Genomic DNA, 25,846 nt, shown 5'->3' on the forward strand with positions numbered 1-25,846 from the left:
AAAGAAAAAAGAAGACTTAAGCGTAATAAGTTTAATCATAACGAGTTATGAAACTTTCTCAAAATTCGCGTATTTGCGACCAACTTTGCCGTTGGTTGTTTTCACGCGAGTTATGAGAGGCTCTTTGTAAAGAAAATTCAGTATTTATAATTCTTCTATGAAGAGCATTGCCAACCCTACATACGCTCATGGATGTGGATAATACCGAGTGGCAAGTGGCACGATAGCAGAGGGTATCAACAGGTCTACCGACTTGCCTTGCTGGATGCGCTGGCGCACTTCCGTACTGCTGATGTTGTATAGGGGCGTATCTACCAAATGAACATTTGAGGGCAATGACGCTGTGTCAATGGCGGTGTGCTGGCGAGGGTAGATAATGATTTCGTATTTTTGCAGGATTTCTTGATAGTGTGCCCATTGATTGAACACGTGCCAGTTGTCGGCACCGATAATGAGTGTAAACGAGGTGTCAGGATGTTCATTCGATAAACATTGCAGCGTATGCCAGGTATATGACGGTTTAGAGAGTCGAAATTCATCATCTTTAGCAATGAGTCTTGGTTCGTCTTGTAATGCAACCTGTGCCATTTCCAAGCGCAAATGGTCATCGAGCAAGCTGCCTTGTGGCTTCAAAGGATTTTGAGGAGACACCATGAACCATATCTCATCCAAGGTGGAAAGCCTAAGAATGTGCTTCGCCAACTGGATGTGTCCATTGTGAATGGGGTTGAAAGAACCGCCAAAGATGCCGATAGATTTCAATGTCTTAGAAATTCTTGTATGATTTGCAGTGTTTCAGTCTTTGCTTTGTCCAAGTCGTCATTCACCACCACTTTGTCAAACTGCGATGCGAAGGTCAGTTCGTAAGCCGCCTTGTTTAAGCGATCTTCTATCACTTGTGGCGCATCGGTGGCACGACTCTCTAAACGTCTCCGAAGTTCGTCGATAGAAGGGGGTTGGATAAAAATGCTCAGTGCCCTGTCGCCATAAAACCGTTTGATGTTTATGCCACCTTTAACATCTACATCAAAGACAACGTTCTGACCCGCTTTCAACTGGTTGTCCACTTGTGTTTTCAACGTTCCATAAAAGCGATCTTCATACACCTCTTCGTATTCCAAGAATTCGTCGTTGTCAATACGTTCGCGAAACTCTTGTGGACTGACAAAGAAGTATTCCACACCATCTCGTTCTGTGCCTCTTGGCTGGCGACTGGTACACGAAATAGAGAATGCCAACTTTAGTTCTGGATGTTCTTGCATGAGCCAGTTCACGATGGTACTCTTTCCACTTCCAGAGGGAGCAGAGAAGATGATGAGGCGAGATTGGGGCCTCCCCCCGCCCCTCCTAAGGAGAGGAGCCTTATCCGTGGACGTGGTGTTTTGTACGGTCTGCTGTTTGTTTTGTTCGTTTAGATGATTCATGATATGTCTTATTTTCTGAAGTACGTTTTGCGTGTCTGTCAACACCTCTTCGTTTGTGAATCGTATAACATGATAACCAAAAGACTCGAGATATGCTGTTCGCTGTTCGTCAGAGGAGGGTTGGTCGCCAATGAAGTGATAACCCCCATCTACCTCAACAATCAACTGTTTGGAAAGGTATACAAAGTCGGGAATATATTGACCAATCAGATGCTGTCTTCTGAATTTTGCCCCCAAACGATTGCCCTTTAAGTATTCCCAAAGCACAGCTTCGGCTTGTGTCGGATAGTTTCGATGTTGCAGTGCCCGTTCTTGCAAAACTTTGTATAAAGAAGCATCTGCTGTCTCGTATTTATATCTTTCTTGCCTGTTTTTCCCCATGTGCTTTATCGACAGTCATCAGCGCAGTGAATAGAGTTCAGGAAGATAGTCTTTCCTTCAATCCCAAAATACAAATGGTACAGCTCCCTTATGTGTGAGTCATTTTTATAATTCCTAATCGCTCCATCCTCCCCAGCTTATACCTCCCCTCCTTTGGAGGGGTCGGGGGAGGCTCCTTCCTTAGGCTTACAGTGCGTTGAGTACCTGCTCCTTGATCTGTTCCAGCTCATCTTTCATCTGCACCACAATGTTCTGCATTTCAGCCAAATTACTTTTTGAACCAGTAGTGTTGATTTCACGTCCCATCTCTTGTGCGATGAATCCGAGCTTCTTGCCGTTGGGAGTAGTTTCGTTCATGGTGTCACGAAAATATTTCAAGTGATTGGCAAGGCGTTGTTTCTCCTCGCTGATGTCGAGTTTCTCGATGTAATAAATGAGTTCTTGCTCCAAGCGATTCTTGTCGTATTCGGCATTTGGAATCTGTTCGAGACCATCTACAATTCGAGTTCTAATCTTTTCTACGCGCATCTTCTCATAAGGTTCTATCTCTTGAAGTAGTCGCGCAATGTTATCAATCTTCTCATTGAACTTGTTTTGTAGAGCCGCACCTTCCTGTTGGCGGAAGCTAATTAAATTCTGAAGTGCTTCCTTTATTGCCTGTTTTGCCATCTCCCACTCTTCGTCCTTGAGCACTTCGATTTCTGTTTTCAATGTGATGTCGGGCAATCTGACAATCGTTTGAAACCAATCCAAGGGTTCTGGAATGCCTGTTGTCTTTGCTATTTGTTTTATCTGTTGGTAATAATGCGCAACAATATCCGAGTTAATCGGGTTTACTTCGTTAGCAATATCCTTCTCTATCCAAATAGAAAAGTCTATTTTCCCGCGTTCCAGTGCACTCGATACTTGCTGTCTAATCTCCATCTCCTTTTCTCGATACAGCGGTGCGATGCGAGTAGAGAGGTCGAGCGACTTACTGTTAAGGGATTTAATTTCAACATTTATTTTTTTTTCTTTGTAGGTTACGATTGCTTTTCCGTAACCCGTCATCGATTGTATCATAGCTTCAACACGTTAAATTTATGCAAAAGTAATCATTTTGCAGGAAAAAAGCGTAAATTTGCATTTTAATTTAGGATTATATAGGTAGACGTATGTCGTGTATTTTAAGCATAGAGACGAGTACAGATGTATGTTCTGTGGCTGTAAGTCAGGATGGAACATGTATTTTTGAGAAAGAAGATAGTAGCGGTCCCAATCATGCTGTCAAGCTTGGTGTATTTGTAGATGAGGCGTTATCGTTCATAGATAGTCATTTAATTCCGTTAGATGCCGTAGCTGTGAGTTGTGGTCCGGGGTCTTATACTGGTCTTCGAATTGGTGTGTCCATGGCAAAAGGAATTTGTTACGGACGCTCCGTAAAGCTGTTATCAGTACCAACGCTCCATCTCTTGTGTGTGCCTGTCTTGCTGCGCGAACAGATTCAAGAGGAGAATGCGCTGTTGTGTCCGATGTTGGATGCTCGTCGCATGGAAGTATATGCACAATTGTTTGACAGAGCATTGAATGAGGTTCGTCCCATTCAAGCCGATGTGGTTGATGCGGATACATATAAGTCGTATCTCGACGAACGTCCAGTTTATTTCTTTGGGAATGGAGCAGAAAAGTGTATCGAGGTAATCAATCACCCCAACGCACATCTCATCAAGAATGTAGAGCCTTTAGCAAAAAATATGTTTCCTTTGGCAGAGAAGCGGATGATGAATGAACAATTTGAGGATGTAGCCTACTTTGTTCCGTTTTATTTGAAGGATTTCGTTGCCAAAACCCCTAAGAAATTGCTTTAACGTTGCCTTGTTGATTCGGTAAGTTACGGTCTATTGAAAAAAAAGAAGCTATGGATATTGAAGGATTAGATTATAATACCCAACGTGAGAAACTCATATTGCCAGAATATGGCCGTGAGGTACAAAATATGGTTGATTATGCGTTGACCATTACCGACAGACAAGAGCGACAACATTGTGCCGAGACCATTGTCTCCACAATGGCTCGTATGTTCCCGCAAAACAAGGAGAGCGAGGAATACCTACGCAAGCTGTGGGACCATTTGGCTATTATGAGCAATTTTGAATTGGACATCGATTATCCTTTCGATGTATCTCAAGCAGCTAAGATTTATACGAAAGCAGAGCCTGTGCAGTATCCCATGAACCGTATCCCTGTGCGACATTATGGCAACATGATGTTTGAAATGTTTGAAAAACTGAAGAACATGGAGCCTGGGGAAGAACGTGACGAACTGACTCGTATCACTGCTAACCAGATGAAGCGTGACTTGGTGCAGTGGGGGCATGGCTCTTCGGATGATGAGAAAGTGGCTTTTGATTTGGAAAGGTTTACAGATGGGAAAATCGTACTCGACCTTAATCAATTCAAATTCGATCGCATCGATATGCGAGATATAGATAAAAAACGAAAGAAGCGATAAGTCTATGGAGGCATTTGTCATTGAAGGCGGTCATAGACTGAGTGGTACGATTCAACCCCAAGGTGCCAAAAATGAAGCTTTGCAAGTGATTTGTGCAACGCTCCTTACGTCAGCACCTGTTAGAATAAAGAATATTCCGGACATTCTTGATGTGAACAATCTCATTCGCCTGTTGCAGCAAGTAGGCGTCAAAGTAACTCGTGTTCATAAAAATGAATATATCTTTCAAGCCGATGCCATTGATTTGGCTTATTTGGATAGCGACGAGTTTGTTCAGAAGTGTTCTTCCTTGCGAGGTTCGGTGTTGATGATAGGTCCTCTGTTAGGCCGTTTAGGTAGGGCAACTATCGCCAAGCCAGGGGGAGACAAGATTGGACGTCGCCGTTTGGATACACACTTCTTGGGTTTTAAGAAGTTGGGCGCAAGCTTTAAGCACGAAGAGTCTCGTAACATCTATCATATTGAAGCCGAGCATCTACATGGAACATACATGCTTTTGGACGAGGCTTCCGTCACGGGAACTGCCAATATTATCATGACAGCTGTTTTGGCTAAGGGTACTACGACTATTTACAACGCAGCCTGTGAGCCTTACATTCAACAGTTGTGTCGTTTGCTAAATGACATGGGAGCAAAGATTAGTGGCATTGCCTCAAACCTTTTGACGATTGAGGGTGTTTCATCTCTGCACGGAGCAGAACACACAGTATTGCCCGACATGATAGAGGTAGGCTCGTTTATTGGCATGGCAGCCATGGTAGGTAATGGAGTAAGAATCAAAGATGCTTCTGTAAAAGACCTTGGCATTATCTTGGACTCTTTCCGTCGACTGGGGATAAAAATACAAGTTGAAGGTGACGACATCGTGATTCCGCATCAACCCCATTACCAAATAGATTCGTTTATAGACGGCACCATCATGACATTGAGCGATGCTCCATGGCCAGGCCTTACCCCTGACTTGCTGTCAGTCCTTTTAGTTGTTGCCACTCAAGCACGAGGGAGCGTACTCTTTCATCAAAAAATGTTTGAAAGTAGACTCTTCTTTGTGGATAAACTTATCGATATGAGGGCGCAAATCATCCTTTGCGACCCACACCGTGCAGTTGTCGTAGGGCATGATAGGAAGATAAGACTGCGTGCAGGACGTATGAGTAGTCCAGACATCCGGGCTGGTATTGCCTTGCTGATTGCTGCATTGAGTGCTAACGGAACAAGTAGAATAGAAAATATAGCCCAGATAGACCGTGGGTATGAGAATATTGAAATGCGCCTGAATGCTTTAGGGGCACATATAAAACGAGTAGATGATTAAGAAAGAGGAAGTTTACCGTATTGGACAAATAGGAAAGCCACATGGGGTAAAGGGCGAATTGTCTTTTCATTTTGAGGACGATGTGTTTGATCGTACGGATGCTGACTACCTTATATTAGAGGTAGATGGCATTTTGGTGCCTTTTTTCTTTGAAGAATATCGCTTCCGTACCGATGTGACGGCTTATATAAAGTTTTGCGATGTCGATACAGAAGTGCAAGCTCGTGAACTGACAGGGAGTGAAGTATTCTTCCCACGTTCTGTTGCACATCAAGACGGCGCATGCAGGTCGTGGGCGCAGCTCTTGGGTTCTTCACTCATTGACGCTACGACAGGGCATCAAATAGGAGTGATTCGATCAATTGATAATACGACGCTTAATGTCTTGTTCGAGCTGGAAGGTGGTAAATTGATACCAGCTAATGAAGAACTCATTACGGACATCGACGGAGAGAAGCGTCAAATATTCATCACATTGCCAGAAGGTTTATTAGATTTATAAGCTCATAAGCCAAAAAAGATAGGAGGAAATACAACTCATGAAAAAGCAAATCTGCATATTAGGCTCTACGGGGAGCATCGGAACACAGGCGTTGGATGTGATTGAACAGCATGCCGACTTATATGAAGTTTATTGCCTTACGGCTAATAATCGTTATAAGGAATTGGCTGAACAGGCACGCAAGTTTCGCCCAGCTGCTATCGTTATTGCCAACGAGGCGCATTATGAACCCCTCTGTCAACTGTTAAATGATTGCCCAGACATTAAGGTTTATGCTGGTAAGGCTGCGCTTGATGAAATCGTGTCAGCCTCTCCTATTGATATGGTATTAACAGCTATGGTAGGATTTGCAGGTCTTTCGCCCACGATTCATGCCATCCAAGCTCGAAAAAAAATCTGTTTAGCCAATAAAGAGACGCTTGTTGTTGCAGGTGAACTGATTTGCAAGTTGGCTCAACAACATCATGTACCTATTCTACCTGTCGATTCAGAGCACAGTGCTATCTTTCAATCTCTCGTTGGAGAAAGCGATAACGAAATAGAAAAGATACTCCTTACAGCCAGTGGCGGTCCTTTCCGAACCTACACCTTGGAACAGATGCAGCATGTAACAGCTGCCGATGCCTTGAAACATCCTACTTGGGAAATGGGGGCGAAGATAACCATAGATTCGGCTTCAATGATGAACAAGGGCTTTGAGGTAATTGAAGCGAAGTGGCTCTTTGGTGTTCCAGTTGAGGAAATACAAGTACTCGTGCATCCTCAAAGCATTGTCCATAGTGCCGTGCAGTTTGCCGATGGCGGCATAAAGGCACAGTTAGGGGTTCCTGATATGCGCTTGCCCATACAGTATGCTTTTTCTTTTCCAGAGCGTTTGCCACTTCATGGGCAGCGTTTAGACATGTTTAAGCAGCCCTTGGAGTTCTTTGAACCCGATATGGGGAAATTCAAGTGTTTGGCATTGGCATATGAGGCCATGCGCCAGGGGGGCAACATGCCTTGTGTACTCAATGCTGCCAACGAGGTGGTGAACGAAGCTTTCCGCCATGGCAAATGCTCGTTCTTGGACATGGGCAATATCATTGAGAAGACGATGCAGCGGGTGTCTTATGACAAATCTTCCCAATATCAAATTTATGTGGATACCGATGCAGAGACACGTCGCGTAGCGGAAGAGATGGTTCACGAGTTAAGGCGTTAGTGAGTTCATGAGTTGATAAGTTCATGGGCTGACTGTTGATGATTTAGTTGTTTTTGAGTAATATGCCTTATGGTAGAACAACTCAAAAACTTAACAACCAAAAAACTAAAAAAAACTTAAGATAAAATGGAAATATTTTTAATCAGATTGCTTCAGTTTGTACTGGCTATCTCTTTATTGGTTCTCTTACACGAAGGGGGACATATGTTTTTTGCGAAACTCTTTGGGGTAAGAGTCGAAAAGTTCTTCGTATTCTTTGATGTCAGCATTGGTAAATGGAAAGGAAATCTCTTTAGTTTCAAACCCAAAAATAGTGATACTACTTATGGTATGGGGTGGCTTCCGTTGGGCGGCTATTGCAAGATTTCTGGAATGATTGACGAGAGCTTTGACACAGAGCAAATGAAGCAACCTGCTCAAGACTGGGAGTTCCGTTCCAAACCAGCATGGCAACGGCTGCTCATCATGATTGGTGGAGTGACCGTCAACTTTCTCTTGGCGCTTTTTATCTATTCCATGGTGTTGTTTTATTGGGGCGAATCGTATGTCATGGTCAAAGATATGAGCATGGGAATGCGTTTCAATCAAGAAGCCAAATCTTATGGTTTTCAAGATCATGACATTCTTGTGGGGACAGACCAAGGCGCATTCAGGGACTTTAATGCAGATGTGTATCGTGACTTATCCACCGCCAAGCGGGTAGACATCATTCGCAATGGCAAACCGATAAGTATTAACCTGCCTGGCGACCTGAACCTTTTGGGGATGTTGAAGAGCACTCCACGCTTTGTAACACCCTACATATTGGCAGATGTAGACAGCGTTATGCCTTCTGGTGCAGCAGCCAAGGCTGGCATTCGGAAAGGAGACCGTTTGGTGGGTATCAACGGCAAAGCTATCGATTCTTGGAATGCTTACCAAGAAGAGGTGGGCGTGTTGAGCGATGAACTCATGGCGGCACAAACCCATGCGGATAGTTTGAAAATTCGTACAGCAAACATTGCCTTTATGAATCCTGCTACTTCTAAGGTAGATACGACTCAGGTATTGCTGGACTCCAGCTTGATGTTAGGGGTGGGCATGACCAATTTGTATTCTTATTATACGCCTACCAAAAAGGAATATGGTTTCTTCGAGAGCTTTCCAGCAGGTGCAAAATATGGTTGGAATGTCTTGGCAGGCTATGTTGGTGATATGAAGTATGTGTTCACCGCCGATGGTGCTAAGTCGTTAGGTGGCTTCGGAGCTATTGGAAGTCTGTTCCCTCCTGTCTGGGATTGGCACATGTTTTGGCTCATGACAGCCTTCCTAAGCATCATTTTGGCATTCATGAACATCTTGCCAATACCAGCCTTGGACGGTGGTCACGTGCTTTTCTTGCTCTATGAGATGATCACTCGTCGCAAACCGAGTGAAACTTTCATGGTACGTGCTGAATATGTTGGCATCGCCATCTTGTTGTTGTTAATGATTGTGGCCAACCTTAACGACGTGTTGCGCTGGTTGGGCATTATTACGTACTAACAGATAAAAATGATTGCTGTCTGCTAAAACTTTTTTTATGCTCAAGTAAGTTTTAGCGGACAGCAATAAATAGAAAAAGAATAACATTTCACAGCGCTTTCACTTCCTCTCATTTTTGGTAAAGGCACCCGTTGTTTTTGTCCTGTTATTTTACCAAAAAACGACCATCTAAAATCTTCAAAATAGAAAAATTCTATAGGCAAACGACATGTAAAAATGGGCTGATTTTAACAAAATAAACGTCTTTTTAAGCTGAAACATTGACTTTACGGTCTTGAAAACATGTATTAAAGGTGTTATTCACATGCATCAGCAGCATTAAAGCATGCAAATTGGAGGCTTATCTCAATGCTTTAATCGCCAAAAGGTAGTAAAATTGTGAATAAAAAGAGATAGCTTTGATATAACGTTTTCAATAACAACGAGTTATAAAAGTTGTTCATAATTTGCGTATTTGCGACCAACTTTGGTGTTGGTTGTTTTCACGCGAGTTTTGAGAGGCACTTTGTAAAGATAATTCAGCATCAATTGTTATCATTTCATGCAGCGTACTACCAATTTTACATCCGCTGTTTGGTTGATGTTTTACGCTGTAAAAACATCATTCTTAAATAAAAAATCGGTGATAAAATCTTATATTGTCCTTTGCAATTCGGTAGCCGATTAAAATTCAACATCTCTTTGTTTGAATTTCGTCTGATTTTTACTCGTGTCCAAATAAAAAGGAGTTACATTGCTGTAACTCCTTGATTTTCAATGTGGACCAGCCTGAACTAATCCGCAGTATATCCTAATCGCTGAAAGCTAATTGTTTACCTTTTCGTTCAGATAGTTCCTGTAGCAGAAATGTAGCAGCAAACTGACTGGCTTATGACCGCTATTCTGACTATCTGCTGAAAGCATGCTTGCCCTCATTTTCTGAGTACAAAGTTAGATTTTTTTGTTTATATTTCCAAATCTTTGTGTCATAAATATTTAGAAACTTTTCTGCTACATTTTCCAGTGCACGGTGCAAGCCCTTATATATAAAGGGTCTTGCACCGTGCACTGGCTTTCATAATAATTATCTTTTTTTGTCGATTTCGGAATGATAATAAAGTATTTTTTCGTTTTAATTTATTAGGAATTGGAAAAGGTATTCCATGCTGACACTGCCAAAATATTTATCTGCACCTAATGCAAGCTTCCTTGCATGGGATGCAAACATTTGAATGAGGCGGGTTGCTCAAATTTAGGTGTCTTTGTAACTTTATACATATGAAACAGTTGCACAAAACCCTAAAGGAAAAGCGAGAGCATGAAGGATACTCACAGGAGTATATCGCTGAAAAACTGAAAGTTAGCTCAAGTACCATCTCAAGATGGGAAACAGGAGCCGTATCCATGAGTATAGTACAAATTTGCAGCTATGCCAAAGTTTTGGAAATGGATGAGAGTGATCTGCTTGCATCTATTGCAAGGAGAAGAAGAGAAATACCACTCCCATTTATCCGACTGGGCATAGACGTGTTTGACGAAGAGACTTATGGAAAGATAATGGATCTCGCCAAGGAATTGGGACCGCAGCACATTATCTTACAAACCAAACTATGATGACATATGGAAATAATAGCAGTAGAAAGCCAAGCTTATCAAGAACTGATAGACAGGCTCAACCGAATTGAGCAGTATATCGAGCGCACTTCCCGTCTTATCCAAGACATTGACGACGAGCTGGAGATGACCACGAAAGACCTTATCGGGACTCTGAATGTTTCAGAGTCCACCCTTTACCGTTGGCGCAAGAAGCAGTTAGTGAGGTATCGCTACACCGAGGGTGGTGATGTGCGTTATTTTTTCAAGTCTATCGTGATTGCCACGAAATGCAACCGCCTCCGTGTTTCCGGTATGAGGAATGACGAGGTTCTTGGTCGGCTCAACCGTTTCAAGGACAATCTTATCATGAGTTCATGTCTTAACCCTAAAAACAGACAACTATGATAGAAAAAGAACAGATTCTTTTGCTTACCCAAGGAGGTTTGAATGTATTTTCCCATTTCCTTGGTTTTGAGGTGAATCTTCACCGAAACTTCCGTAGCCCCTTTTATGACGACAAACGGGCTTCCTGTCATATCTACTATGATAGGAAAACTTCTTCTTATAAATTCTATGATCATGGCGATACCACCTATTCAGGGGATTGCTTCTGGTTTGTGGCAACGTTGCGTAGTTTGAATCTGAAAACGAGTTTTCCCGAGGTCTTGGAAACCATCGTACAAGAACTTGGATTGTATTCTTTATGTGATGCCGAAAAGCATAACAAGCATATCACACCGTCATATAAAAATCCTATAGCCTCCAGTCCTACGGTTGAAAAGACCAAGCGGACGGAAGAACGACCATATAGTTTCGAGATACAGCCATTTGACGATGGACTGCTGAACTATTGGGCGCATTATGGTATCCATGAAGATACACTCCGACAGTTTCGGGTACGGAGTCTTAAAAGATATGAGAGCATATCTATCGAAGGCAAGAAGTTTGAACTTCACAGCTCACTGACAGAACCTATATTTGCCTATATAGGAAACGGCTACATAAAGATATACAGACCTCACAGTTCGAAAATCCGCTTTCTCTATGGTGGAAGAATGCCTGCCACCTATTGCTTCGGTATGGAGCAGATTCCCACCAAAGGTGATATTCTTTTCATCACAGGTGGAGAAAAGGATGTGCTCTCGTTATATGCACACGGCTTCAATGCGATATGTTTCAACAGTGAAACGGCACAAATACCGACAAGTATCATTGAGAGCCTTCAACTTCGCTTTCGGCATATCATACTCTTGTATGATGCGGATGAAACAGGTGTAAGAGAGGCGCATAAACAGGCTGAACATTTAGTAGAATTCAAGGTGTTGAATCTTACACTTCCACTTAGTGGAACCAAGACGGAAAAGGATATTTCTGATTACTTTGCCTTGGGCAATGGGGCAAAGGAACTGAAAGAGCTGCTTGCCAAGATGTTTACAGACTTATACAGTCAAACTATGATGATGGTGCGCTCCTGCGAAATAGACTACGAAAACCCTCCTGACATTTCCAAATCGGTAGTGGCTGTGAATGGTGTCCCATTGGGAACCCAAGACAATCTATTCTGCATCACCGGAGGAGAAGGTACGGGCAAGAGTAACTATGTAGGAGCCATTCTTGCCGGAACATTGGGAGAAGAACAACTGTCAATAGAGAAAACCTTGGGATTAGAGATTGCCGCCAATCCCAAAGGTTTGGCAGTTCTGCACTATGACACGGAGCAGTCCGAGGCACAACTCCACAAGAATTTGGGCAAGACATTGCGCAGGGCTTCTCTGGCAGCAGTACCTGAGTATTATCATTCTCTGTATCTCGCTTCGCTTTCCCGTAAAGACCGGTTGAAACTTATCCGTGAAAGTATGGACCTGTTTCATCACAAGCATGGGGGCATCCATCTTGTGGTGATTGACGGCATAGCTGACTTGATACGTTCCGCCAATGATGAAACGGAAAGCATTGCCATCGTGGATGAGCTCTACCGCTTGGCAGGGATTTACAACACCTGCATCATCTGCGTACTGCACTTCGTGCCGAATGGCATCAAACTCCGTGGGCATATCGGCTCCGAACTTCAACGCAAGGCGGCAGGCATTCTCTCCATAGAGAAAGATGATAATCCTGAATACTCGGTGGTGAAAGCTCTGAAAGTCCGTGACGGCAGCCCATTGGATGTGCCGATGATGCTTTTCGGCTGGGATAAGGCTGAGGACATGCACGTCTATCGTGGCGAGAAATCTAAAGAGGACAAGGAAAAGCGCAAGACTGATGAACTCATTGCCGTTGTCAAAGAAGCCTTTCGAAATTCTTTCAAGCTCACTTACCAAGAACTTTGTGATGTTCTGATGCGAGAAATGGAAATCAAGGACAGAACAGCAAAGAAATACATCGCCTACATGAAAGAACAGCATATCTTGGCACAGGATATCAATGGCAACTATCAAAAAGGAGAATTATGCCGTACATAAACTATAATGCAGAAGACACTTGGCAAAAACGCCTGTTCGATAAGCTCATGAATGTCGAGGACAAACTCGACCGCCTGCTTGTCCTGCAAGAGCAATCCGTTGATACGACAGTCCATCCACCATTGAAACCCGAATATTTGGATATCATAGATGTGTCTAAGATACTCAAAGTGGAACAAAAGACCATCTACAACTGGGTGTGGGCAGGGAAAATTCCCTATCTCAAGGCTAATGGTCGATTGCTTTTCCTTAGGGGTGAGATAGATAAAATGTTACAAAGAAGAGAGGAGTGAGGAAGAACGATCTCTCCCTTTCACTCAATCAAACTTTAATCGTTATGACAATTCAATAACAAAAAAAAGAAACTTATGAAATTACGAAAATTATCAAATTCACCTGCTGTGGTGTTATTAGTCTTTATCCTGTTGGGGATGGTATCTTGTTCTGATGAAGAACAAGTTGCATCCAATGTAGCATCTCCTTCTGACTTTATCAACTTTTCTGTTGCAGAGAACAGTCAAACTCATACGCGTACAGCGTTTGACTCTCAAAACTATGTCAAGAAGTTGAAAAACTTTTATGTGTATGCGTTCCTTGACGACCCAGGAGAAGAAGAACCATATATGGATAATGTAGAAATAGTCAATCAAGGTAATGGCAAATTCTCATATAAAGACGAGAATAAGAGAAAGAGATGGTTGGAAAATGAATCCCTGCATTTTGTTGCGGTCAACTCTCCCAATAATTTTGGAAGCAGACCGGAAATAGATGTATGGAGCAACCACGAGGTAAGCCTTGGTGTATATTCGGGTGGAAACGAGGATTATATGGCAGCTTTCGAATCTGATGAATATAAACAAGCTAATCATGGTACCGTAAAATTACAATTCCATCACCTCCTTTCACAAATCAAGTTTGGAATTTCCAATATGTCAAACAATCTTGAAATCATGGACATCAAGCAAATCGGCTTAAAGGGGGTGTATCATGAAGCAGAGTTTACAATGCTGGGAAATGGGGCGGTTCAAACACGCATGGCAAGGGATTATTTAGGACTTGGCGAATATTCATTTGATATAGACAACTTTGAAAAAGCAGATAAATCATATCTTAATGCCAGCAAAGACATTTTTTTAGTTCCGTTGAATCATCAACCGTGGAATCCTAAGTCAGGCATTAGAATTGCAGACATTAATAAGGCTATTGATGAGAATGACGCACAAAACGTTTATTCCTATGTATGGGTTAAATGTAAAATTTATGACCACAGCACAGGTCAATATGTTGTTGGCGACTACAATAGTTATGGCGTTACTTATTTTCCTTTCAAAGCTGATTTGAAAGCAGGAAAAAGATACAAATACAAGATTACCATTACGGATGACTTTATTGGCTACCCAGACCAAAATACAACACTCCAAGAGCCTAAACTTGGTTGGGTGATATCCGATGCTGGCAATATTTTCTCCACTTGTGAGGAAGCAGACAATGCAGGTGAGAAACCCGTTGCCATGATTGCATATATAAGTGATAATGGTAACGGCCCTGCACCTTATAGCAAACATGGACTTGCCATATCTTTGCGAAATCTAAAAAGCCCGGACAGGACTAACTTGTTTTTAATAGAGGAATTGGAGAAAGTAGACACATACCTTTCTGAATATCAGAAAGTAGCACCATCTTGGACCCGATGGTATGTGCCAAGATTCAAAGACTTTGATTTAATATTTGATGCTTTTGGCGGTACTAAATATAGTAATAAACCACATTATACAACCCAACCGTGGGACTATGGAAGACTTAATGATTTTATGGAATCAACAGAACGGTATGGTGAAGACGAGGTTTATCATGATTGTTTTATAGGATACCTACCACCGTATTACGATTGGCAACCATCCCGTTATTGGATTAATGTTTCCGAGAATTCGAACTCATCATTTTTGTGGTTATATGATATTAAGGGTAAGCAATACTTACAATGGCACCGTACTGCACTAGGAGGCTGTTTTATACGTCCTGTATTTAAATTTTAATTCTTAAAATGTAAAAAGATGGAAACAAAAAAAATAGAAATAAATAATCAGATAAAGAAGAAATATATAGCACCAAAAATTACGATTTTTGAAATGGGCGAACCTGTACTGGCAGCAACTTCTCCAAGTGAGAATCCGAGGATGGAAGTTGGAGTAGACGACTGGATTGATGATGAAGAAGTAAACTCAACAAATGCAAAACATTTTTTCCATGTCTGGGAAGATGAAATAGAGACGCCTGTTCGATAAACTCATGAATGTCGAGGGCAAACTCGACCGTCTGCTTGTCCTGCGGGAACAAGAAATAGATACTGCCGTTCATCCTCCATTGAAACCCGAATATTTGGATATCATAGATGTGTCCAAGATACTCAAAGTGGAACAAAAAACATCTATAAATGGGTTTGCAACAGGGAAAATTCATTATCTCAAAGCCAATGGACGTTTGTTGTTTTTACGTGAGGAGATAGATGAAATGGTACGAAAACAGGAGAAATGGTAGGTGTTTTGGATAGGCTACTCCTCTCTTTTTGTTGTGTAAATACTTGCATTTACACAACAAAAAGAGTACCTTTGCACCAAACAAGGGCAAGTATGACAAGTAAGACAATAAGGAAAAGGGTTTTGGGATTTGAGGAAGGTAAAGTCTTTCGTATGGAAGATTTGAAACTTTCGCGTACAGAACAGAATGCAGCCGTAGTTGCCTTGGGACGGCTTGTTCAAGAAGGAGCGATAGAGCGGTTGAGTCCGGGTGTTTATTACAAGCCCAAGCAAACGAAGTTTGGTATTGTCGGTCCGGCGTTGGAAGAACGGTTCAAGGATTTGCTCTACAAGAACGACATTCCGATTGGTTATTTGACAGGTCTTTATGCCTTTAACTTATTGGGATTGACAACACAACAGTCAACTACGCTTGAAATTGGAACGAACTTCCCTGGCCGAAGACGAAGACGCGGGATATATGCCATACGATTCGTTTTGCAGAAAAATATGATTACCCGGGAAAATATTGAGCTATTACGATTGTTGGATTGCTTAAAGTGGATAAAAAAAATACCCGATACGGCTATTGATAAATCGTATTCACTCCTTAAAACCAAAGTGAATAGATATAGCCAAAAGAGGAAAAAACTCTTGGTGGAGCTTGCTATGAGATATTCTCCGCTTACGCGAGCCTTATTAGGCTCCATGCTCGACGAGGAGCCTTTGGCCGCAGAACTGCATCGTACATTGAGTCCACTGACGCGATTTAGGATTGGACTCTCATCAAAATCAATTTCCAATCAATGGAACATAGAATGAAAGAATTACATTTAGATCCTGAGCTGTTTGCGGACCTTGTTCATGCAACTTCAGATGCTTTGGGCATCCCTGTCCAACTGATAGAGAAAGACTATTACATATCAACGGTACTCCGATTGTTATCAATGAGTGCCTATGCTCCGCAAATAGTGTTTAAGGGTGGAACTTCGTTGTCCAAGGCATATCAACTCATCAACCGATTTTCAGAGGATGTCGATTTCGCTGTCATCAGCGAGCAAATGAGCGGCAACCAAGTCAAAACGCTCCTGTCGCATCTCATGAAAGAGGTAACAGCAGGTTTGGTGGAAGATAAAGAATTTCCAGACATATCCAAAGGCTCGAAATATAGGAAACAGGCATTCCACTATGACGCCAAAATAGAACTGGACGCAAGTACAAATCCAATTCCTGCCCGTATAATTGTGGAAATTAGTGCATTTGCCAATCCGTTCCCAAATGAGAAACGTGTGATAGAACCCTTTGTAACTACATTTCTGAAGAGTCAAGGTATGAATGATTTTATCACCGAATACCACCTTGACCCATTTGAATTGAACGTATTGTCGCTTAAACAAACATTGTGTGAGAAAACCGTTTCTCTCATCCGCTTTTCAATGAGCGATAGCCCACTCACCGCCTTATCGGCTAAAATACGCCATTTCTATGATTTGGATGCCTTATTATCGATTGGGCAACTTCGGGATTATGTTCTTGACAAAGCGTTTGCAAGTGATGTGGAGAGTCTTATAAGGCATGACCGTCAGGCTTTTGCCGAACCGAAAGGATGGGGTGAATTGGAAAATTTAAGTGCATCTCCGTTGATGACAGACTTTGATGCGCTATGGGCGTCTTTGTCTCCCATATACGAAAAGAACTTGTCTTTGATTGCTTATCGACCGATACCTTCCCCGGAAGTAATAAAGTCATCATTTGCTATAATACTGAAATCCTTGGAGAAGGTGCATATTGAAAAAATGAGCGCTCAATAACACATATTCAAGTCTGCAAATCAGGGCATATGCCTCCTCATTTGCAGACCTGGCCTACCCAACACTACATTCTCCATTTGGGTTTGGCCACAATGGTATTACTCGTCATGTCCTTTTGGTCTATGATATTTTGCTGATTTTCATTTTGGGCAGACAGAGGATTGTCAGGGATAGTTGAGGTTGAAGTTGTTGATGATAGTTTCGTCTGTCTTTCATAAGCAGTTATGGGTGGTTGTAAATCCTCTTCTATGCCAACTTGTTGCACATCTTCTTTTTTCTCCTCTGGTGGAGCAAGTGTAAGTGCGATCTTTCTGTCCAGCTCCGCAGCTTCACTTTTAAGTGAGCGAAGCTCGTCCTCTTTCTTCCAAGAACTGTTAGCAATATTAGTATAAACTTCTTTATTTGCAACAACCTTTGCCATTTCCTTCTCATGCGACTCTACCACCTTAGGGATACGCTCCAAGGCATTTACGAAGTTCTCACAGGCAAGTTTCGGGTCTGCCGCTAACTTACCGTTATTATAGGTATAGTAGATGCTTTCCTGTCCCTTGACAAAGAAGCGGTTCACCGAGCAATCGAACAAGTCTTTGGAAGTGCTCTCCGTCTTGACCATGATGGAAAAGCCGTAAACCTCACCAATCTTATTGTACTCGCTCTTGGTACGAGCCTTTTCCTCTATCTCATGCAGACGGGCGGCGATGACCTTTATGTCGGCGCTGTCCTCTACACCTTTGATTGTCAGTTTATTGACGGGCAGTCCCTCCTTGTCCCGTTCCACACGCTGCTCAAAGCAAGCCAAGTCAGCTTTAGCTTCCTTAATCTTGTCGAAATGGAAGGACACGGAACTCTCAATCTCTGCCAGCTTGCCCGTTGCGGCATCACGCTCACGGAGAAAGTTCTTGCGCTCGGATTCCAAGGTGGTAATCTTCTTGTCAAGTCTTGCTTTTTCCAAAAGGTCGGTATTGCCCGAAAGCACTGCTACGTATTCTGAAAAGTTCATACCGCTGTCCTCGTCCATCGACCCCTCATCAATGGTACGACTGCCAAGCGTATTCGTCTTCAGCTGATTGATGAACAGCTGCTTATTGTGCAGCAGGTTGAACTTGTAGCTGTCCAAGGAACGCTCTACGGCATAGATAATCACATCGACCTTGTTGTTCGCAAACTCCTTGGCAACAAGGTTTCCTTTACGGATGGCACGCCCGTTGCGTTGCTCAAGGTCTGACGGTCGCCAAGGCGTGTCCAAATGATGGATAGCCACAGCCCGTTGCTGGGCATTGACTCCAGTTCCCAACATAGAGGTAGAACCGAAGATAATGCGAATGTCGCCACGGTTCATGGCATCGACCATTGCTTTCTTGGCTTTCTCGTTCTTGCACTCCTGAATAAAACGTATCTCGTAGGACGGGATATGATAGTCCTCTACCAATTTTCTCTTGATTTCCGAATAGATATTGAAGTCTCCGCCGGGCTTGTAAGTCCCCAAATCAGAGAAAACGAACTGCGTACCTTTCTGTGCATCGTACTTCTGATAATAGTCATTCAAGAGTTTCGCACAATGGCTTGCCTTGTTGTCGATATGGTCTGAGTACCCATTTTCATCAATCATGCGTAAATCTAAGCTCATCTTGCGGGCATAGTCGGTAGTCAAGAATTAGGGGAAACAGAGGGAATGTAAGGAATGTAACTATTTGAAATAGTATCATTTATCATTTTTTTTGCCTTTATCGAGTTAGGCGAAAGGAAGCATCAAACGGCAGGAGTTCCGTTACCAAATCGTAACCCATCAAGGAAAAAGCAAAAAGGGGTTACGAGTTGAAGGTAAACTACTGTGTCATAGGTTTTTATTCTTCATCTTTCATTTTTCTGCATCGCTCAAGAATACTTGTTCATCTGTACCTTTGCAAGCAAAGGAAATTTAGAAAAAAAGACAGAAAAATGAAAGAAAACAAACTCAAAGTATCGTTCTTCGTTCAGGCGAAACGAACCGACAAGAAAGGACTTGTGCCTGTCATCGGGCGCATCTCCGTAGGCAGAACCCATTCGGGCTTCTCCACCAAATGCAAAACTCCGCTTACTCTTTGGGACAGTCGTAAGCAAAGGCTTATCGGCAAGAGCGCAATGGCTGTGTCCGTCAATCAGAAACTCGGTGAATGCACCGCACTCATCCACGCACGCTTTCATGAACTCTGTGAAAGAGAAGAATCCTTTACCGCCACAGACGTGAGGGATGCCTATCAGGGGCAAATCCACCGTCAGGCCTTGCTCTTGGAAAGTTTTGGGGAGTATCTCACACAGACAAAGGAACGTGTCGGTATCGACCGAGCCTTAAAGACGTTCAAACTCCGTACTTATCAGCTATCCTTGCTCCGTGAGTATGTGCAGAAGAAGCACAAGGTAAGCGACATCCCACTCTCACAGCTGGACAAAGCATTTATCGAGGGCTTCGAGTATTATCTCACCATCGACCGCAGACTGAAACGCAGCAGCATATCGAGTACCTTGTCCACCTTGCAGACCATCGTCCGTATGACGGTAAAGAAAGGTGTGCTGGACTTCTATCCTTTTTTGGGCTACAGTTACGAGCGACCAAAGGGTGAACCAAGAAGCATTACGCAGGAAGAACTTGAGCGCATCATCAACTTGGAGATTAAATGGGAGAACTATCGTTTTGTCCGTGATTTGTTCGTCTTTTCTTGCTTTTCAGGGCTTGCCATCTCCGATGTCCGCAATCTGAGAGAGGAAAACATTGTCTTGGAAGAAGGCAAACTCTGCATCAAGGGCAGACGCATGAAGACCAAGACCCCGTATCGTGTACAGGTGCTTCCCCCTGCGCTGACTATCATGAATCGTTATAGAGGGATAAGGGCAGGCTTTGTCTTTGACGTGCCGACCACCGACATTGTCCTCAATGGTATGCACTACATACAACGAAACATCGGCATGGAAACTCCGCTAACTTTCCACATGGCTCGCCATACCTTTGCTTCGCTTATCACGCTCTCGGCAGGCGTTCCTATCGAAACGGTGAGCCGTATGCTCGGACACACCAACCTGAGAACGACACAGGTATATGCAGCGGTTTCCTCCGAAAGAATCCATCGGGATATGCAAGCGATACAGCAGCGAATACAAGATACATTCACCTTAAAACTTTGACATTATGGCTCGAAGTACATTCAAGACACTCTTTTATATCAATCGCTCAAAAGAAAAAAAGAACGGCAAATGCCCGATTATGGGACGCATCACCATAGACGGAGAGCAAGTGCAATACAGCACGAGAAAGGAAATCGCTCCCGAGCTTTGGGACAGTCGTAAGGGACGATGCAAGGGTATAGGCGAAGAGACAAAGGAAATCAACCGCTACTTGCAAACCAAAGAGGAACAAGCCAAAGGCAAATACCAAGAATTAGTTTGGCAACGTGGCTATATCACTGCCGAGTTGTTGAAACGTGAACTCATGGAAGAGGACAATCCCAAAGGCTTTCTTTTGGAGGAAGCCCGACTATTTATTGAGGAAAAGCGTCCTTGTGTGGGAATAACGGTTGCCAAGCCGACCTTTGCCAACTACATCTATGCCACACAACTCATAGAGGCTTATCTGCGTGAACGCTTAGGGCTGGAGGATATCCGCTACTCTCTGTTGGACTATGGTTTTATCGAGGGGCTGGACTTCTACCTTAAATCAAAGCGCAATCTTTCTCTTGCCACTATTCAGGTAGCGGTCATCTTCCTTAGGAAACTCATCGGCATCGGCCAGCAGAAGAAGTATATCCGCATCGATCCGTTTGCGGACTACAAAGCAGAACTGCCACACCGCACAAGGCGTTATCTCACTACGGAGGAGCTGCAGAGGGTCCTGCAAACACCCATAATTGACAAGCAGTTCGAGCGAGCAAGGCAACTCTTCATTTTCTGCGCCTTCACCGGTTTGGCTCGTGTGGATATGCAACGGCTCAAACCAAAACACATCACCCATAATGCAGACGGCACAGAGGAAATCCGCATCAAAAGGCAGAAAACAGACGTGGAAGCCATCATTCCGCTTCTGCCCATTGCCAAACAAATACTTTCGCTCTATATCAAGGATAAGAAAGCGGACGACTTGATATTCCCCAATCTCACAATAAGAAAAGCATCCTTTGCGTGTGTGAACATCGGGCAGATATGCCGGATAGAGAAAGGCTTGACCTTCCACATGGCTCGGCACACATTCTCAACCACGATTTGCCTTTCCAATGGTATTTCGATGGAAACGCTCAGCAAGATGCTCGGACACAGCAATATCGGTACGACACAAATCTACGGAAAGATAACCGACCACAAGATACAAGAGGATATGACTGCACTCACAGACAGGGAGCATACTGTATTTGAGGGTTATTGTGAGTCTATAGCACGGCAGAACGTTCCATTGCAACAAGCATAAAAAGGAAGTAATTACCTAACATTTATTATTCACGATTGAACACCAAACGATTATGAAAGAGAACAAAAAGCTGGAACTTTCTTACTTTCGATTGAAATTAAGAAGTTATATGAGTGAGCATCACCCCGAGAGATTGCAAGATACGGAGTTTATCACTGCACGGGCAGATATGGCTCTCACAGCTTACTGCGATGCCGTGGCGCAAGGTTTCACTCACCCCGAAGCGGAAAGCATGGCAAGCGAGGTTTTGTATCAAGGCTTGCACTTTTCCAAGTATGACACGCTTGTATCTGTATTGAAAAACGAGTTTGAAAGGGAACTGCCTGCATCGCTTCCTGAAAGACTCGCAACCATATTGTTGTCGAATAAGGCTGTTCAAGCCACATTCGACAAATTCGGTTTGACGGACACATTTGCTTCTGACGAGCAATACGACCGTCTTTACACCGAACTCACAGGCACGATAGTGCTGCTCATCGAGAGCAATCATTTGCCAATAATCGGTCAGACGGAGGGGTAAGCCCAAAGGCGTTGTAAGCAAAGGCACACGCAAAGTCCCTGATGCCGTTTCTTATCGTGCAAAGGTACAACGGCAGCCAATCTGCCCTGACAAGGTCAAGTCCTGCGGATGGAGAGAAGAATCTCCACCGCAGGATTTTTCTTTTCAAGTTGGTATTGCCATTTTCAATATTCGTGCGGTCGTATTCATCTCTCCCAACCTTGCAGGGCAGAGCTACCGTAAGAGAGTATAGGCACGACAAGAATACGGCATACTCAGACTCTTTGGACGCAAGGCGTAACAGCCAACAATAGATAGGACTGTCGATAATACGGACAATCGGTTGTTTGTACAATTTGTTGTCATGACTATCTGTTGTCATGACTATCTGTTGTCATGACTATCTGTTGTCATGATTATCTGTTGTCATGACTATATATCGTCAAAATAATCTATCGATAAAACTATCTATCGATAGTTCTACATATCGATTTGTCGAACTATCGAACTGTCGAAAGAATAATTGCTATGTGATAAAAGGAAAGAGCCGGCACCTCATCTCATTACCGCAATAACACAGATGGATCTCCTTTGGTCTTTTCTCTTGTTTTCTCTCTATTTCCCTGCTTTTCCTCATTTCTTGCAGCGGTGCTTCCGAGGGTTTACTTTTGCACTCGACAAGTACGGCAATGGACTGCATAACAGTTTGTTTGCCGAGTAACAATAAAGTAATCAAAACAAAATCAAGGCAATGAAACTCATTATCATCGACCGCAAAGCGTGGGAGCGGCACTGCTCCGAATTTGCAGACTTTATCCACAGTATTGAACAGCTTATCGGCAATCCGCCCGAAACGGACGAATGGCTCGACAATGAAGCCGTATGCCGCAGGCTCGGCATCAGCAAACGCACCCTGCAATCCTATCGCGATACGGGTAAAATACCCTTCTCCATCATTGGGCATAAATGCTATTATAAGGAGAGCGACATCGCAGAGTTACTGAATGCAAACAATGAATGAAATCAAACACAGAATGAACTATGGAAGAGAAAGAAATCATTACACAGCAAGACCCTCAAATGCAGATGTTTGCACAGTTGATGGAGGGTACTTTGAAGAAACTGGAGCGTTATTGTTCTACAGCCCGTCCGATGTTAGGCGGAGAGGTTTACCTCACTGGCGAGGAGGTTTGCAGCCAATTACGGCTCAGCACACGTACGCTCCAAGAGTACAGAAATGCAGGAATACTTCCTTTCTACAAAATCGGAGGGAAGATACTATACAAGCAGACTGACATACAGACAATGCTTGAAAGGCATTATAATCCAATACCGCAAACAGGTAAGTTATGAGTTAAGTTAAGACATCAGTCGCAACTTAAGTCAAATGGTCAGTTATGACTTTGGTCAAGAAATTAGTTTCGACCTAAGTCAAAATTAACTTTAGTCAAAAATATGTCAGCTCATAAAGTCAGTAAGTCAAGAAATTAGTCTAAACTTATCTCTTGATTTACTTCTTGAACTTTGAACTCTCGTCTATTAAAAGCACCCCAGAAAGGTTACTTTATGGAACATAACAAACTGTCTCTTTCTTTATACTGGCAAGGTGTGTCTTTGTCCGACAAACTGCCGTTTGTGCCACAAAGCCCCTTGCCCCGAAGGGGATTGAATCACTCCAAAGTCGTGATTAGGAAACAAACAAAACAATACAATTATGACCAAATTAGAAATAGTCAATGAGAATCGTTACGGACACCGAAACACTGTAGAAGTTCCACACTGGGACAGATGGGACACCCGTATGCCCGATGTGAAAGACCAACTGCGTGCCATTGACCTGTACAACAAGTCGGGGGCAGTGAGCAAGTCCGATTTTGTGCGTGCCCGAATACTCGGGGAGAGTTTCAAAGTAATCACAGTAGATAAGTCCGCCGTGGAGTATTATCGCAAGCTCTCCGAACTCACAGCCCAAGTACATAGGATTGGGACAAACTATAATCAAGTAGTACGTCTGATGCACCTTTATACAACTGAGAAAAGTGTAAAAGCATTGTTACAGGAACTTATCCTGCTGACAAAAGAACTCACCGTCTTGCAAGATCAGACGGTGAGTTTGACAGTTGACTATCGCAAAAAAATGTAGAACAGCATTACTTCCTGAGGTATTTAAGCATCTGCGTAATACAACGCTTCTTCTGTTCCATATTGGGATGGACATAGAGGTTGAGAGTTGTAGTGATGTTCGCATGCCCGAGCAAAACGCTAACTGTCTTATAGTCACAGTTACTTTCGATGCAGCGTGTGGCGAAACTGTGGCGTAGTCCGTGATATTTCAGCCGGGGAATGTCCAAATGCTTCATTAACCGATAATAATAGTTTCTATAGGTTCGTGGCTCAGTAGGCTTTTCTTCGTTGGTCAGCACATAGAAATTAACATTTACTACTTTTTTCAGTGGTTTCACCATAGCCAAAAGTTCTTTGTTCATTGGTATCTCACGGCAAGAGTTCTTAGTCTTTGGTGTGTTTATAACCAGCTCCGTGTGTTTGTGCTCACCTTCTACGATGTAGATACGCTCGATGGTACGGTTTACGGTGATTGTGCCTGTGTCTGTGTTGATGTCGTCCCACATCAAACCGCATATCTCACCAATCCGTAAGCCAGTGGTCAGGCTGATGTAGATGCCAAGGTTGCGAAATGTGAAGTTCTGCCTGATGAAATCGAGTATCTTTTTGTGTTGTGCCACCGTCAGTACTTCTATTTCTCTGTTGCCCCCTGTGATTGGGTACTTGATGTCCCACTCGCAATAGTTCATCCAACCGTTCTTCACTCCAAACTTCATCACCATTCTCAATACGATGAGCATGTCTTTCACTGTTTTAGTGCAGAGCCCGGCATTGAGTTTTTGCAACACAAACTCTTGTACAAGTTTCTCACTAAGAACTTCACAATCACCAAACGATGACAGTATATGGTTCTCTAAAATCAACACATAAGCAGCATAGGTGGACTGCTTAACGTAGCGTTGCTTTTCACTTTTCCAAGCCAACGCAATTTCTCTAATTGTTTTTGCTTTCATATTTAATCCTTAATCTAGAAAAGGTACATAATAATTAGAGAAAAGTATTAACTTATGTCCCAAATCTAAGATTTCCGGAGTTTGAGGGGGAGTGGGAGGAGAGTACCATTGGAAAACAATTTGAGTTGTATTCAGGTAATACACCTAGCCGAAAAAATAAAGAATTTTTCAATGGAACAATAAACTGGATTTCAAGCGGTGAGTTGAAAGAACATTATATATATTCAACCAAAGAAAGAATATCACAGGGAGCTACAAATAACCTGAAATTACTTTCTGTTGGCACTTTTGTCATTGCTATTTATGGTTTGGAGGCAGAAGGTGTAAGAGGTACTGGCTCAATTACACAGGAGCCATCAACCATAAGTCAAGCGTGCATGGCATTTACCCCTAAAGGAGAAATTATAAATGAATTTCTTTATTCATGGTACAAAAAACATGGAGATGTGATAGGTGTAAAATATGCTCAAGGAACTAAACAACAAAATCTTAGTTATGACATATTAGAGAAATTCAAAATCAGTTATCCAAATGTCAAGGAGCAGGATAAATTGAATCTATTTTTCTCCCTTATTGACAAACGCATCTCTACCCAAAACAAAATCATTGAGGATTTAAAGAAGCTAAAGTCTGCGA

At 42.9% G+C, this 25,846-nt stretch carries 27 protein-coding genes and 1 pseudogene; 22 read left to right on the forward strand and 6 right to left on the reverse strand.

Features of this window, described 5'->3' with window-relative positions:
• Positions 1-186: 186 nt before the first annotated feature.
• The 3 genes from nadD to BN35_RS05470 all read right to left on the reverse strand — a co-directional run bounded on the left by nadD (position 187) and on the right by BN35_RS05470 (position 2,867).
• On the reverse strand, positions 187-762 hold the full coding sequence (gene nadD, locus BN35_RS05460; RefSeq protein WP_025072892.1) for a nicotinate (nicotinamide) nucleotide adenylyltransferase: 576 nt from the start codon (positions 760-762) through the stop codon (positions 187-189).
• The gene (gene gmk, locus BN35_RS13095; protein WP_025072891.1) at positions 759-1,805 is read right to left on the reverse strand and encodes a guanylate kinase; all 1,047 of its coding nucleotides are present in this window, start codon (positions 1,803-1,805) and stop codon (positions 759-761) included. Before gmk ends, nadD begins: the two co-directional genes overlap by 4 nt.
• Before the next feature lie 186 nt (positions 1,806-1,991).
• A complete protein-coding gene (locus tag BN35_RS05470; protein ID WP_044071250.1) occupies positions 1,992-2,867 on the reverse strand; it encodes a YicC/YloC family endoribonuclease in 876 nt (291 codons plus the stop codon).
• 92 nt (positions 2,868-2,959) lie between these two features.
• On the opposite strand from BN35_RS05470, the gene tsaB reads away from it, so the two are divergent.
• The 15 genes from tsaB to BN35_RS05545 all read left to right on the forward strand — a co-directional run bounded on the left by tsaB (position 2,960) and on the right by BN35_RS05545 (position 17,202).
• Positions 2,960-3,652, forward strand: a complete 693-nt coding sequence (gene tsaB / locus BN35_RS05475; RefSeq protein WP_025072890.1) for a tRNA (adenosine(37)-N6)-threonylcarbamoyltransferase complex dimerization subunit type 1 TsaB — start codon at positions 2,960-2,962, stop codon at positions 3,650-3,652.
• 50 nt (positions 3,653-3,702) lie between these two features.
• Positions 3,703-4,296 (forward strand): DUF4290 domain-containing protein, encoded by a 594-nt coding sequence (locus BN35_RS05480; protein WP_025072889.1) that lies wholly within the window; start codon positions 3,703-3,705, stop codon positions 4,294-4,296.
• A 4-nt stretch (positions 4,297-4,300) separates the two neighbouring features.
• Positions 4,301-5,611 carry a UDP-N-acetylglucosamine 1-carboxyvinyltransferase gene (murA, locus tag BN35_RS05485; RefSeq protein WP_025072888.1) on the forward strand — a complete coding sequence of 437 codons (1,311 nt, stop codon included), beginning with the start codon at positions 4,301-4,303 and terminating at the stop codon, positions 5,609-5,611.
• Positions 5,604-6,113: a ribosome maturation factor RimM gene (gene rimM, locus BN35_RS05490; RefSeq protein ID WP_025072887.1), complete on the forward strand. Its 510-nt coding sequence runs from the start codon at positions 5,604-5,606 to the stop codon at positions 6,111-6,113. The genes murA and rimM overlap by 8 nt, the downstream gene beginning before the upstream one ends.
• Positions 6,114-6,150: 37 nt before the next feature.
• The gene (locus tag BN35_RS05495; protein WP_025072886.1) at positions 6,151-7,314 is read left to right on the forward strand and encodes a 1-deoxy-D-xylulose-5-phosphate reductoisomerase; all 1,164 of its coding nucleotides are present in this window, start codon (positions 6,151-6,153) and stop codon (positions 7,312-7,314) included.
• Between the two features lie 126 nt (positions 7,315-7,440).
• Positions 7,441-8,838 carry an RIP metalloprotease RseP gene (rseP, locus tag BN35_RS05500; RefSeq protein ID WP_025072885.1) on the forward strand — a complete coding sequence of 466 codons (1,398 nt, stop codon included), beginning with the start codon at positions 7,441-7,443 and terminating at the stop codon, positions 8,836-8,838.
• 1,257 nt (positions 8,839-10,095) lie between these two features.
• The gene (locus BN35_RS05505; RefSeq protein ID WP_025072884.1) at positions 10,096-10,431 is read left to right on the forward strand and encodes a helix-turn-helix domain-containing protein; all 336 of its coding nucleotides are present in this window, start codon (positions 10,096-10,098) and stop codon (positions 10,429-10,431) included.
• Between the two features lie 6 nt (positions 10,432-10,437).
• Positions 10,438-10,818, forward strand: coding sequence for a hypothetical protein (locus tag BN35_RS05510; protein WP_004358140.1), 381 nt, complete (start codon positions 10,438-10,440; stop codon positions 10,816-10,818).
• Positions 10,815-12,875: a bifunctional DNA primase/helicase gene (locus BN35_RS05515; protein WP_025072883.1), complete on the forward strand. Its 2,061-nt coding sequence runs from the start codon at positions 10,815-10,817 to the stop codon at positions 12,873-12,875. Before BN35_RS05510 ends, BN35_RS05515 begins: the two co-directional genes overlap by 4 nt.
• Positions 12,863-13,168: a helix-turn-helix domain-containing protein gene (locus tag BN35_RS05520; RefSeq protein ID WP_007173319.1), complete on the forward strand. Its 306-nt coding sequence runs from the start codon at positions 12,863-12,865 to the stop codon at positions 13,166-13,168. The genes BN35_RS05515 and BN35_RS05520 overlap by 13 nt, the downstream gene beginning before the upstream one ends.
• 75 nt (positions 13,169-13,243) lie before the next feature.
• The gene (locus tag BN35_RS05525; RefSeq protein WP_025072882.1) at positions 13,244-14,911 is read left to right on the forward strand and encodes a fimbrillin family protein; all 1,668 of its coding nucleotides are present in this window, start codon (positions 13,244-13,246) and stop codon (positions 14,909-14,911) included.
• 18 nt (positions 14,912-14,929) lie between these two features.
• Positions 14,930-15,160, forward strand: coding sequence for a hypothetical protein (locus BN35_RS05530; protein WP_025072881.1), 231 nt, complete (start codon positions 14,930-14,932; stop codon positions 15,158-15,160).
• Between the two features lie 4 nt (positions 15,161-15,164).
• Positions 15,165-15,413, forward strand: coding sequence for a helix-turn-helix domain-containing protein (locus BN35_RS05535; RefSeq protein WP_025072880.1), 249 nt, complete (start codon positions 15,165-15,167; stop codon positions 15,411-15,413).
• A gap of 92 nt (positions 15,414-15,505) precedes the next feature.
• Entirely contained in the window at positions 15,506-16,213 is a 708-nt protein-coding gene (locus BN35_RS05540; protein WP_025878057.1) for a DUF6088 family protein, read from the forward strand.
• On the forward strand, positions 16,198-17,202 hold the full coding sequence (locus tag BN35_RS05545) for a nucleotidyl transferase AbiEii/AbiGii toxin family protein (protein ID WP_025072879.1): 1,005 nt from the start codon (positions 16,198-16,200) through the stop codon (positions 17,200-17,202). The genes BN35_RS05540 and BN35_RS05545 overlap by 16 nt, the downstream gene beginning before the upstream one ends.
• A gap of 64 nt (positions 17,203-17,266) precedes the next feature.
• Here the strand turns inward: BN35_RS05545 and BN35_RS05550 are convergent.
• Positions 17,267-18,853 (reverse strand): annotated as a pseudogene (locus BN35_RS05550) (helicase-related protein); the annotation flags it as partial.
• Between the two features lie 287 nt (positions 18,854-19,140).
• Here BN35_RS05550 and BN35_RS05555 point away from each other — a divergent pair.
• Genes BN35_RS05555 through BN35_RS05565 form a run of 3 tightly spaced genes read left to right on the forward strand, consistent with a single transcriptional unit; the run spans position 19,141 to position 22,154 of the window.
• Positions 19,141-20,361 (forward strand): site-specific integrase, encoded by a 1,221-nt coding sequence (locus BN35_RS05555; protein ID WP_044071254.1) that lies wholly within the window; start codon positions 19,141-19,143, stop codon positions 20,359-20,361.
• A 4-nt stretch (positions 20,362-20,365) separates the two neighbouring features.
• Positions 20,366-21,634 carry a site-specific integrase gene (locus BN35_RS05560; RefSeq protein WP_044071255.1) on the forward strand — a complete coding sequence of 423 codons (1,269 nt, stop codon included), beginning with the start codon at positions 20,366-20,368 and terminating at the stop codon, positions 21,632-21,634.
• Positions 21,635-21,686: 52 nt separating this feature from the next.
• Positions 21,687-22,154, forward strand: coding sequence for a DUF1896 domain-containing protein (locus tag BN35_RS05565; RefSeq protein WP_044071257.1), 468 nt, complete (start codon positions 21,687-21,689; stop codon positions 22,152-22,154).
• Here the strand turns inward: BN35_RS05565 and BN35_RS13795 are convergent.
• Positions 22,108-22,515, reverse strand: a complete 408-nt coding sequence (locus tag BN35_RS13795) for a hypothetical protein (RefSeq protein ID WP_169337605.1) — start codon at positions 22,513-22,515, stop codon at positions 22,108-22,110. The two genes, BN35_RS05565 and BN35_RS13795, sit on opposite strands and share 47 nt — an antisense overlap.
• A 369-nt stretch (positions 22,516-22,884) precedes the next feature.
• On the opposite strand from BN35_RS13795, the gene BN35_RS13100 reads away from it, so the two are divergent.
• From BN35_RS13100 to BN35_RS05580, 3 genes are all read left to right on the forward strand, one after another.
• Complete coding sequence (locus BN35_RS13100) at positions 22,885-23,154, forward strand: helix-turn-helix domain-containing protein (RefSeq protein ID WP_004348461.1); 270 nt, start codon at positions 22,885-22,887, stop codon at positions 23,152-23,154.
• 20 nt (positions 23,155-23,174) lie between these two features.
• A complete protein-coding gene (locus tag BN35_RS05575) occupies positions 23,175-23,486 on the forward strand; it encodes a helix-turn-helix domain-containing protein (RefSeq protein ID WP_044071259.1) in 312 nt (103 codons plus the stop codon).
• Between the two features lie 361 nt (positions 23,487-23,847).
• Positions 23,848-24,276 carry a plasmid mobilization protein gene (locus BN35_RS05580; protein ID WP_025073270.1) on the forward strand — a complete coding sequence of 143 codons (429 nt, stop codon included), beginning with the start codon at positions 23,848-23,850 and terminating at the stop codon, positions 24,274-24,276.
• 7 nt (positions 24,277-24,283) lie between these two features.
• On the opposite strand, the gene BN35_RS05585 is transcribed toward BN35_RS05580, so the two are convergent.
• Positions 24,284-25,210, reverse strand: coding sequence for a tyrosine-type recombinase/integrase (locus BN35_RS05585; protein WP_028901382.1), 927 nt, complete (start codon positions 25,208-25,210; stop codon positions 24,284-24,286).
• A 125-nt stretch (positions 25,211-25,335) separates the two neighbouring features.
• On the opposite strand from BN35_RS05585, the gene BN35_RS05590 reads away from it, so the two are divergent.
• On the forward strand, positions 25,336-25,846 hold a 511-nt coding region (locus BN35_RS05590; RefSeq protein ID WP_257009466.1), incomplete at its 3' end, for a restriction endonuclease subunit S.

Source organism: Hoylesella timonensis 4401737 = DSM 22865 = JCM 15640, from assembly GCF_000455445.1.
In the GTDB taxonomy this organism is placed as follows: Bacteria; Bacteroidota; Bacteroidia; order Bacteroidales; family Bacteroidaceae; genus Prevotella; species Prevotella timonensis.